The following is a 10,541-nucleotide window of genomic DNA, read 5'->3' as shown; positions in this document are numbered from 1 at the left end:
GGGGTTGTGGTATTGTCAATACGGAGTGAGCAGGTGATAAGAGGGGGCAGCGTGTCGCGAGGCTTCTTGCTTTTACGGCTCGTGTGATTAGTTATTATTTGAAAGACGCTTTTATGGCAACAGGTACCGTCAAGTGGTTCAACGATTCCAAAGGCTTCGGATTTATCACTCCGGATGACGGCGGTGAAGATTTGTTCGCCCACTTTTCCGCAATTCAGATGCAAGGCTTTAAGACCCTGAAAGAAGGTCAAAAAGTGCAATTCGAAGTCACGCAAGGCCCGAAAGGCAAGCAAGCTTCCAATATTCAAGCCCCCTAATCACATCGATTAGCAAGAGCAAAAGAGCCCCGCCCTCGCGGGGTTTTTTTTGCTCTTGCGATGCGTAGGAACTCTTTACACACTTCGTGTATTACTCTCACTACCGTCGCTGTACACATCGGTGCAGCGACGCGTGCCGCCACCCAAGCGACATCATGAGACGGAAACAAAAAAGGCCGGACATGAGTCCGGCCTTTTCGTAGCTCGTAGCAAAGCAATCGCGTTACATATTTGCGATCATTACCTCGCCGAAGCCGGAGCAAGAAACCTGCGTTGCCCCCTCCATCAGGCGCGCGAAGTCGTACGTCACCTTCTTCGACGTAATGGATTTCTCCATCGAGCTGATAATCAGGTCGGCCGCTTCAGTCCAGCCCATGTGGCGCAGCATCATTTCTGCGGACAGGATGAGCGAACCCGGATTCACGTAGTCCTTGCCAGCATATTTCGGTGCAGTGCCGTGGGTTGCTTCGAACATGGCAACTGAATCGGACAGGTTGGCACCTGGGGCGATACCGATACCGCCGACTTGCGCTGCCAGCGCGTCGGAGATGTAGTCGCCGTTCAGGTTCAGCGTTGCAATGACGCTGTACTCGTTCGGGCGCAGAAGAATCTGCTGCAGGAATGCATCGGCGATCGAATCTTTGATGGTGATTTCCTTACCCGTCTTCGGATTCTTGAACTTGCACCACGGGCCGCCGTCGATCAGCTCGGCGCCGAATTCACGTTGAGCCAGTGCATAGCCCCAGTCACGGAAGCCACCTTCCGTGTACTTCATGATGTTGCCCTTGTGAACCAAGGTTACCGACGGCTTGTCATTGTCGATCGCATACTGGATTGCCTTACGCACAAGACGCTCAGTACCTTCACGCGAAACCGGCTTGATACCGATGCCCGAGGACTCCGGGAAGCGGATCTTCTTGACCCCCATCTCCTTGATCAGGAAATCGATAACTTTCTTCGCCCCATCGGAACCCTCGGCCCATTCGATACCGGCATAGATGTCTTCGGAGTTTTCACGGAAGATGACCATGTCGGTCTTCTCCGGCTCACGCACCGGCGAAGGCACACCCTTGAAGTAACGCACCGGACGGAGGCAGACGTACAGGTCGAGTTCCTGACGCAATGCGACGTTCAGGGAACGGATGCCGCCACCGACCGGAGTGGTCAACGGTCCCTTGATGGACACAACATAGTCTTTCAGTACCTGCAAGGTTTCTTCCGGCAGCCAAACATCCGGGCCGTAGACCTTGGTCGACTTTTCGCCAGCGTAGATTTCCATCCAGCTGATCTTGCGCTTGCCACCGTAGGCCTTCGCAACAGCAGCATCAACCACCTTGATCATCACCGGGCTGATATCCACGCCGGTACCATCGCCTTCAAGGTAAGGAATGATCGGGTTGTCAGGTACATTCAACGAGAAGTCGGCATTGACGGTTATTTTTTTGCCGTCGGCAGGCACTTTGATATGTTGATACATCATATGCTCCGGGGGGTTGAGGAGGAAAAGAGAGGACCGTTATTTACTTCAAATTTTTGTTTTAAAGCGAACTCGGTCTTATATAAGACATAAGACTGCGTTTCGTATTATGCACGAGTATTTTACTGTATGCCATATTTTTTAAATCTACTTCTGGCCCGCCAACTCATCGACGGCGAAGTCTTACTTCGGAAGCAACCAGACCTCTTACAGAGTTAACAGACTAGTCACTAAAGTCCGACATTCAAAGCGTAAAATTGCGCCCTTGGGCGCGCTTGTATGAAGTACATATATCTATAGCGCATATCACCGTTGCCGTAAGCCCCATACCGGGTCAGTTATCCCAGCCCTTGCCATCATTCATCGCATGTCACTCATACTTCTTAACAAGCCATTCCAAGTGATGTGCCAGTTCTCTCCGCATCCGACGCGCCCGACACTTGCCGACTTTGTCCCTGTTCCCGACATCTATCCGGCCGGCCGGCTCGATGCGGACAGCGAGGGATTGGTACTTCTCACGGATGATGGCAAGCTCCAGCACAAGATAAGCCACCCCGCGAGTAAGCAGTCCAAGACCTACCTGGTACAGGTGGAAGGTGTACCGGATGCGAATGCGCTGCAAAAACTGCAGCAGCCGATTGATCTTGGGGACTTTGTGACACAAGGATGCGAGGCGAAACTGGTACAGACGCCGGAATGGCTCTGGGAAAGGAACCCACCAATTCGAAGCAGGGCAAATTCTCCCACCAGCTGGCTGTCGATTATCCTGTCGGAAGGGAAGAACCGTCAGGTTCGCCGGATGACAGCGGCAGTCGGGCTGCCGACATTACGCTTGATCAGGATTGCGATTGGCCCTTTTTCGTTAGCGAAGTATCCTCTTTGGCCGGGGGAGTGGCGCGAAGTGTCAGTCCGTAAACTTGGCTGACCTCATTGAACATATATCGGTTAAGCTCTTCGCCAAATTCTTTTAACCAAAGCTCACATGACCAACCTTACATGACCAACCATTCAGTTTTTTCCACTTCTGCTTTCTTTGCACTGGCGTTAGCACTTGTTGCAACACCAGCCAGCAGTCAACAGACTGCAAGGTTCCCGATTATGTCCTTGACCGCCGGAATTCACGTCATCAAGGCTGAAGTTGCGGCGCGGGAGGCTGAACGTCAGCAAGGACTGATGTATCGAGAAAAAATGGGACCCAATGAGGGAATGCTGTTTCTTTTTCCTGCCCCGGCAAGTGTCTGCATGTGGATGAAGAACACTTTCATCCCTTTATCAGTGGCTTTTATCGACGACAGCGGAAAGATCGTCAATATTGAAGACATGGAGCCGCAAACGACCGATTCTCACTGCGCGAAGAAACCAGTCCGTTATGCACTGGAGATGAACCGCGGATGGTTCAAGCAGAAAAACATCAAGCCGGGAAGTGCAATTGAAGGCTTACCACGGTAGGAAGCATCAGAGCAGGAAATGACGGGGGTCTAACAGCGAATCTTTTCCCCCTTCTACCAGCCGCACTGCACCACAAGACCAAACGACAAAACCCGCACGACATGATATCGCGCGGGTCTTTTGTTTTTTACCATCTCCTGAGGACAACATCCTGCAGGAGATGAAGCAATATGATTAGGCCAGTGCTTTCAGGGCTGCTGCCAGACGGCTCTTATGACGTGCAGCCTTGTTCTTGTGGATGATCTTCTTGTCCGCGATACGGTCGATCGTCGAAATGGAAGATTGGAACACTTGCGATGCTGCAGCCTTGTCGCCCGCCTCAATCGCTTTGCGCACAGCCTTGATTGCCGTACGCAGCGTGGAACGCTGGCTGGAATTATGAGCGTTTTGCTTGACTGCTTGACGAGCACGTTTGCGCGCTTGTGCGGTATTTGCCATGAATATTTCCTAAGACGAAATCGGTTTGCGTTCGCAGTTGCGAGGCAGAATTCTGTAAAGCTGCGGATTATAACGTTTTTTTGGGAAATGAGCAATCCGCTATAATCGCCCTCCATGAATCTGCATAAAACCCTTCTCACTGTCTCGGGGATGACCATGCTCTCCCGCGTGACGGGACTGCTGCGCGAACTGCTGATTGCGCGTGCATTCGGAGCATCTGCCTTTACGGATGCCTTCTTCGTGGCCTTCCGTATCCCGAACTTGTTGCGTCGGCTTTTCGCCGAAGGGGCATTTTCCCAAGCCTTCGTCCCCATTCTCGCCGAGTACAAGAACCAGAAAGGCGAAGCTGCTACCAAGGATCTTGTCGATCATGTTGCAACGGCTTTGGTCTGGGCGGTCCTGCTGACGTGCGTAATTGGCGTGGCGGCCGCACCGATGGTCGTCTATTTCATCGCGACAGGCTTGAAGTCCGAGCCAGAAGCATTCGCCGCGTCGGTGCTGATGACCCGCATCATGTTCCCTTATATTGCTTTCATGGCGTTTGTTGCCTTGGCGGGGGGCATCCTCAACACTTGGCGGCAATTTCGCGTTCCCGCCTTTACTCCTGTTTTGCTCAATTTGTCGTTCATCGCTGCATCACTGCTGGTGGCGCCCTACATGAAACAGCCTGTCTATGCGCTTGCATTGGCTGTAGTTGTGGGCGGAATTCTGCAGATGGCAATCCAGGTTCCGGCGTTATACAAGATTGGCATGTTGCCGCGCATTGGCCTCAATCCCACGTCCCCACTGCACGATCCGGGCGTGCGTCGCGTATTAAAGCAGATGGGTCCCGCGATCTTTGCAGTGTCCGTTGCTCAGATCAGCCTGATCATCAACACCAATATTGCGTCACGATTGGAAAACGGCAGCGTTTCCTGGCTGTCTTACGCCGATCGGCTGATGGAATTCCCGACCGCGTTGTTGGGTGTTGCTCTTGGGACGATTCTTCTGCCCAGTCTCTCGAAGGCGCATGCTACCGGCGACCAGGCTGAGTATTCCTCGTTACTGGACTGGGGGCTACGCCTTACCTTCCTCATCGCGTTACCTTCTGCAGTCGGCTTGGCGACGCTCTCCGAGCCGCTGACGACAACCTTGTTTCACTATGGGAAGTTCGACACGCAGGCAGTGGCAATGACGGGACGTGCGTTGATAGCGTATGGCGTCGGGCTGATCGGGCTGATCCTGGTGAAGATTCTGGCGCCGGGTTTTTACGCAAAGCAGGACATTCGAACTCCGGTCAAGATCGCTGTCGGGGTACTCATCGCCACACAGCTAATGAATCTGGTATTCGTCCCCTGGATCGCCCATGCCGGCCTTGCGCTCTCCATTGGTTTAGGCGCCTGCCTGAATGCTGCATTCCTCTATTGGGGCTTGCGGCGACGTGGGATCTACAGCGCACACCGCGGCTGGGGACTGTTCCTGCTCAAGATAACCGGTGCACTCTTCCTTTTGGCTGGCGTGGCGCTCTGGACTGCAGGGCACTTTAACTGGATTACCTTGCAGGCACACCCCCTCCAGCGCGTTGGCGCGTTGGCCGTCGTCATGCTTGCGTGCGGCATTACGTATTTCGGCGCTCTGTTCGCCATGGGATTTCGCTTTCAGGACTTCAAGCGTGTATCCGTTTAATTGATCTCCATGTAGCCGACCTTGCCGTGCCGCCCTTTATTTGGTGCGGCCATGGTTTATGATGGTTACTGTATGGAGATCACCGCCCTCGATTACTTCGCTTCACTGGTTCAACAGGATGACTCCATCCCGCTGTTTGAAGCCGCGTTGGCAATTGCGCAAGACGTCGACCCGCAACTTGACTTGGCCGCAACGCAACTGGAAGTCGATCTGCTTGCAGCGAAACTGCAGCGACGGCTTGCGCCCGATGCATCCAATGTGCAGAAACTGCGCCTGCTGAATCACTTCTTCTACCGCGAGCTCGGCTTCGCCGGCAATGTGAATGACTATTACGACCCGGACAATAGCTATCTGCACCGGGTCATCAGCACGCGACGGGGCATCCCGATTTCGCTAGCGGTGCTTTATATGGAACTGGCCCAGCAAATTGGTCTCAACGTGAAAGGAATTTCCTTTCCCGGCCATTTCCTGATGAAGCTGTCCATCCAGTCCGGCGATATCGTCCTGGATCCGTTCAATGGCGCGAGTCTGTCACGTGAAGAGCTAGAAGAGCGTCTTGAGCCGTATTTCGAGCAGCACAGCTACCCCGGCGCGATCCCGCTCTCGTATTACCTCCACGCCGCTCATCCGCGCGAAATCCTGGTGCGGATGCTGCGGAACCTGAAGACCCTATTCCTGGAACATACGCGGTGGCAACGTGTGCTGGGCGTGCAACAGCGCCTTCTCATTCTTCTGCCGGATGAAATCACCGAGCGCCGTGATCGCGGACTCGTCTTTGCAAATCTCGAATGCCCGCAGGCCGCTCTCGAGGATCTTGAGGCCTATCTTGCGGAACGCCCCTACGCGCCGGATGCAGAGGTATTGCGCAGCAAGTTGCCAGAACTGCGCGCAGCGACGCGACGGCTGAACTGAAGCCGGTCTACTCTGAGGCTCAGCCCTTGACCTTGGCCTCGATGGCTTCCCACTTTTCCAGGTTTTCCATCAGGAGTTCATCGATTTCCGCGAAGCGCTGATTCAGCCGCTGCACTTCATCAGGCTGCTGGCGATACAAGTCCGGGTCAGCCAGGCGCTCGGAAATCGCGTTCTGCTCCTCTTCCAGCTGCGCAATCAGCCCGGGCAGGCTTTCAAGTTCCCGCTGATCCTTGTAACTGAGTTTCTTGGTCTTGGCCGGCGCTGTGCCGGCATCCTTGGGCGCTGGCTTGTTTTCACTTTTTGGCGCTGGTTTTGCAACGGGCTGCGATGTGGTGTCACGCACGCGCTCCCAATCGGAATAGCCGCCGATATATTCGCGCCACAACCCATTGCCTTCAGCAACGATGACCTGGGTAACGACGTTGTCGAGAAACATGCGATCGTGGCTGACAAGGAACACGGTGCCGGCGTAGTCCTCGAGCAGCTCTTCCAGCAACTCCAGCGTGTCGATATCGAGGTCGTTGGTTGGCTCGTCCAGTACCAGCACATTCGCCGGTTTGGCAAACAGACGGGCGAGCAACAGGCGGTTACGTTCCCCCCCGGAGAGCGATTTGACGGGCGAACGTGCCCGCTCAGGTGCGAACAGGAAGTCAGCAAGATAAGTCATCACATGCTTGCGCTGCCCGTTGATTTCCACCCAGTCGCTGCCGGGAGAAATGGTATCGGCCAGGCTCGCCTCCTCGTTCAACTGGGCGCGCATCTGGTCAAAGTAGGCGACCTGCAGCCGAGCGCCCTGCTTCACACTACCAGCGTCCGGCGTTTCTTCGCCGAGGATCAGTTTCAGCAGTGTCGTCTTGCCGGCGCCGTTCGGCCCGATCAGGCCAACCTTGTCGCCGCGCATGATCGTAGCGCTGAAGTCGCGCACAATCACCTTGTCGCCAAATCGTTTTTCGACATGGAGCAACTCGGCGACGATCTTGCCGGAGCGCTCGCCGGCCGATACCTCAAGCTTGACCTGACCCTGTTGGTCGCGCCGTGCACTGCGCGCCCGCCTCAATTCCTCCAGACGACGGACCCGGCCCTCATTGCGTGTGCGTCGCGCCTCGACGCCTTTGCGGATCCACACTTCTTCCTGCGCGAGGAACTTGTCAAACTTTGCATTCTCGATTGCTTCGATTTCCAGCTGCTCGGCCTTGCGCGTCTGGTAGGCGCTGAAATTTCCGGGGAAAGACAGCAGGCGACCACGGTCGAGCTCGACAATACGCGTCGCAACGTTATCGAGAAACGAGCGGTCATGCGTAATGAACAGGATGCTTCCCTTAAAGTCGCGCAGGAGCGCTTCAAGCCAGAGGATCGACGTAAAGTCGAGATGATTGGTCGGCTCGTCCAGAAGCAGCACGTCGGGAGCCCCAACGAGTGCGCGCGCCAATGCAACACGTTTTTGCGTGCCGCCGGAAAGCGTGCTGATCAATGCACTCTTATCCAGGTTCAGGCGAGCAAGAATCGTCTCAACACGATTCGTCAGGTTCCATGCATCTGCCGCGTCAAGCTTGGCCTGGATTGTGTGCATGCGCTCCATGATTGCCTCGTCGTCGCCGCTACCCAATCGGGCGGTGAGCGACTCGTACTCCGACAGTAGTTCTTTTGTCTCACCAATGCCGGAAGCAACTGCGTCAAAAACCGTCATGCCACCGCCGAATTGCGGCTCCTGCTCGACATAAGCGATCTTGATACCTTGCTGCATCACGAGCAGTCCGTCGTCGAGCTTGGCAATCCCGGCAATAATCTTCAGCAAGGAAGACTTCCCGGTACCGTTGCGGCCGATCAGGCCGACGCGCTCTCCCGGGTCCAGGGAAAATTCGGCATGATCGAGCAGCGCGACATGCCCGAACGCGAGCTGTGCATTAGTGAGGGAGATGAGTGCCATAGCTGGAAAAGCTGCCCGTTCTACGCCGGCAGCGTGCAGGAAGATGAAGACGAAGCACGCATTGTACCGACAGTGTTCTGAAGACAGTGAATTCCCGCCATTGTCTCGGCTATAATCTCGGGCGTGACGCGGTATTACCGCGTTCACTCCAGCGTCTCGCCGTAGTTCAATGGATAGAACGAGTGCCTCCTAAGCGCTAGATACAGGTTCGATTCCTGTCGGCGGGACCAATTCCCATCGTCCTTGCATGAAACCGACTTGGCTCGACAGCCCTCCTCGAGCTTCCGCCTCTCATGCTTCCACACCCCCTTCCGCCAGCTTAAGCCGTGGATGAGCAATCTCAATGGTTACAGGCGACGTCGTAGTACGATGGGGTCTTACTATTACCGAAAGAGTGACAGATGTCGACAATGGGTAATGAGTCTGCCAAGCCACTTGATCAGGATGCCTCCGCATCGCTGCCAATTGATGAGTCCTTGATCGACCCGGATCCGGACTCCGCGGAGATAAGCGCGGATCTTCCGCCGCCTTCGGAAGTTAAACAACGAATCGAGCTTTTGGGCAAGCTCATCATTCCTCGTTCTGCACCATGATCGCCACGCTTGGGAATGTGTGAACCGTCACTTCACGTTTCCACAATTGCCCACATAAACTGTGGCCAAGTCTGTGGATAACCGGCCTATACCACGCATAGGTGCATGATCCGTAAGGAAGTTTTTCCACTGATCAAAATCAAGGCGAGAAGTACCTATCGTCGATTACGGTCAGCAGTTGAAGACCTTCCTGCAGCAAACGGTGTCGCGGAATGCGCGAAGAAGGATTGTGACGAATCTCCGGCGGAAACCAAAACGGAGGAGCGTTTCGCTTTTCGTACTGCAAAGATTCTGAACCGTCGTTTCTGGCTGACGCATACCATTTATTCCGCATCCGGCTGGTTAGCAGGCGACGCCTTGGCAAAGGCGTCCAGTGCGAGGCACGCGTCGCTGATCCGCAGGAGCGTCGGCATCGCTGACAAGTCACAATTAAAGCGCTGCGCATTCGCAATTTGCGGAATGAGGCAGCAATCGGCCAGCGTGGGCGAATCGCCAAAACAGAAAATCCCAACCCGCCGATCCTTTGCCAGCACCGCTTCAAGCGATGCCAGTCCCTGTTCGCACCAGTGCCGATACCAGGCAGTCTTGGCGTCTTCGTCGATACGGAGCGCACGAACCAGGTAGCGAAGGACGCGCAGGTTGTTCAAGGGATGAATGTCGCATGCGATGGACAAAGCAATGCTGCGTACGTATGCCCTGTCCACGGCGCCCCGGGGCAACAAAGGCGGGGTCGGATGCGCCTCTTCAAGATATTCGATGATGGCGAGCGACTGAGTCAGTACAGCGGCCACGCCTTCGACATCGTCGACGAGTGCGGGCACCAGTGCATCCGGATTCAATGTTTTGTATTCAGAGCTGAATTGCTGCCCGCCATCCTTCAACAAATGCACGGGCACGGTCTCATATGGCAGCCCTTTGAGATTGAGTGCAATGCGCACCCGATAAGACGCTGAACTCCGGAAATAGCTGTAGAGCTTCATGCCGCCCCCCTTCGCAAAAGAACAGTCGCCGTCAGTGACACGAACTGCCTGAACCCGAAATTGATGCCTTTACTGGCTAAACAATCTTGACGCGCAGTGCGCCGAGCCCATCGATGGCACCTTCCAGCAGATCGCCTTGCTTGACCGCACCCACGCCTTCCGGCGTACCGGTGAAGATGAGGTCGCCAGGCTGGAGCGCGTAGTATTTGGAGAGATGCTCGATGGTTTCCGACACGTTCCAGATCAGTTTGTCGATCGTGCTTTTCTGCCGTGGCGACCCATTGACGTTCAAGCGGATTTCGCCGCTGCTAATGATGCTGGTCTCCGCAAGCGGGTGAATCGGACCAATAGGAGCCGAATGATCGAAAGCCTTGCCGGTGCACCACGGACGGCCCAGCTTCTTGGCCTCGCCCTGCAAGTCACGACGCGTCATATCAAGCCCGATGGCATAGCCCCAGACATGTTGCATCGCCTCAGATGCCGGAATGTCCTTTCCGCCCTTGCCTATCGCAACGACCAACTCGATTTCATGATGCAGGTCGCTGGTCAGGCTGGGATAAGGCATCTGGCCCGTGGTTCCGTGTGGAACAGGCAATACCGCATCGGCCGGCTTCATGAAGAAGAATGGCGCTTCCCTACCGGTGCCACCCATTTCCTTTGCATGCTCGACATAGTTGCGGCCGACGCAGTAAATCCGATGCACCGGAAACAAGGCGTCGCTACCGGCGACGGGCACGGCGGCAACGGCCTGCGGGGGGAAAACAAATTGCATGACGAAGCTCC

11 protein-coding genes and 1 tRNA gene are annotated in these 10,541 nt (G+C 55.2%); 7 read left to right on the top strand and 5 right to left on the bottom strand.

The features are described 5' to 3' along the window. The first annotated feature begins 113 nt into the window (after positions 1–113). Positions 114–317 (top strand): transcription antiterminator/RNA stability regulator CspE, encoded by a 204-nt coding sequence (gene cspE / locus ACYVIA_RS15110; protein WP_460842154.1) that lies wholly within the window; start codon positions 114–116, stop codon positions 315–317. 223 nt (positions 318–540) lie between these two features. Here cspE and icd read toward each other — a convergent pair whose 3' ends face one another. Next, entirely contained in the window at positions 541–1,794 is a 1,254-nt protein-coding gene (icd, locus tag ACYVIA_RS15105) for an NADP-dependent isocitrate dehydrogenase (protein ID WP_460842253.1), read from the bottom strand. Between the two features lie 367 nt (positions 1,795–2,161). On the opposite strand from icd, the gene ACYVIA_RS15100 reads away from it, so the two are divergent. Then, positions 2,162–2,719, top strand: coding sequence for a pseudouridine synthase (locus ACYVIA_RS15100; protein WP_460842153.1), 558 nt, complete (start codon positions 2,162–2,164; stop codon positions 2,717–2,719). A 71-nt stretch (positions 2,720–2,790) separates the two neighbouring features. Continuing rightward, the gene (locus ACYVIA_RS15095; RefSeq protein WP_460842151.1) at positions 2,791–3,243 is read left to right on the top strand and encodes a DUF192 domain-containing protein; all 453 of its coding nucleotides are present in this window, start codon (positions 2,791–2,793) and stop codon (positions 3,241–3,243) included. 174 nt (positions 3,244–3,417) lie between these two features. On the opposite strand, the gene rpsT is transcribed toward ACYVIA_RS15095, so the two are convergent. Continuing rightward, on the bottom strand, positions 3,418–3,681 hold the full coding sequence (rpsT, locus tag ACYVIA_RS15090) for a 30S ribosomal protein S20 (protein ID WP_460842150.1): 264 nt from the start codon (positions 3,679–3,681) through the stop codon (positions 3,418–3,420). 114 nt (positions 3,682–3,795) lie between these two features. On the opposite strand from rpsT, the gene murJ reads away from it, so the two are divergent. After that, positions 3,796–5,346 (top strand): murein biosynthesis integral membrane protein MurJ, encoded by a 1,551-nt coding sequence (gene murJ, locus ACYVIA_RS15085; protein WP_460842148.1) that lies wholly within the window; start codon positions 3,796–3,798, stop codon positions 5,344–5,346. A 72-nt stretch (positions 5,347–5,418) separates the two neighbouring features. Then, positions 5,419–6,258: a SirB1 family protein gene (locus ACYVIA_RS15080; protein WP_460842146.1), complete on the top strand. Its 840-nt coding sequence runs from the start codon at positions 5,419–5,421 to the stop codon at positions 6,256–6,258. Positions 6,259–6,277: 19 nt separating this feature from the next. On the opposite strand, the gene ACYVIA_RS15075 is transcribed toward ACYVIA_RS15080, so the two are convergent. Continuing rightward, complete coding sequence (locus ACYVIA_RS15075) at positions 6,278–8,185, bottom strand: ATP-binding cassette domain-containing protein (RefSeq protein WP_460842144.1); 1,908 nt, start codon at positions 8,183–8,185, stop codon at positions 6,278–6,280. Positions 8,186–8,340: 155 nt separating this feature from the next. Here ACYVIA_RS15075 and ACYVIA_RS15070 point away from each other — a divergent pair. Both ACYVIA_RS15070 and ACYVIA_RS15065 read left to right on the top strand, forming a co-directional pair. Next, positions 8,341–8,415, top strand: a tRNA-Arg gene (locus tag ACYVIA_RS15070). A gap of 171 nt (positions 8,416–8,586) precedes the next feature. Further along, on the top strand, positions 8,587–8,778 hold the full coding sequence (locus ACYVIA_RS15065) for a hypothetical protein (RefSeq protein WP_460842142.1): 192 nt from the start codon (positions 8,587–8,589) through the stop codon (positions 8,776–8,778). 323 nt (positions 8,779–9,101) lie between these two features. Here the strand turns inward: ACYVIA_RS15065 and maiA are convergent, their stop codons facing one another. Both maiA and ACYVIA_RS15055 read right to left on the bottom strand, forming a co-directional pair. Beyond that, entirely contained in the window at positions 9,102–9,758 is a 657-nt protein-coding gene (maiA, locus tag ACYVIA_RS15060; RefSeq protein WP_460842139.1) for a maleylacetoacetate isomerase, read from the bottom strand. 76 nt (positions 9,759–9,834) lie between these two features. Further along, positions 9,835–10,530: a fumarylacetoacetate hydrolase family protein gene (locus ACYVIA_RS15055; RefSeq protein WP_460842137.1), complete on the bottom strand. Its 696-nt coding sequence runs from the start codon at positions 10,528–10,530 to the stop codon at positions 9,835–9,837. Positions 10,531–10,541 lie beyond the last annotated feature (11 nt).

This window comes from Noviherbaspirillum agri (assembly GCF_054780595.1).
Note: the sequence above shows the minus strand (reverse complement) of the source record. Positions and strands in the feature narration are given on the sequence as shown.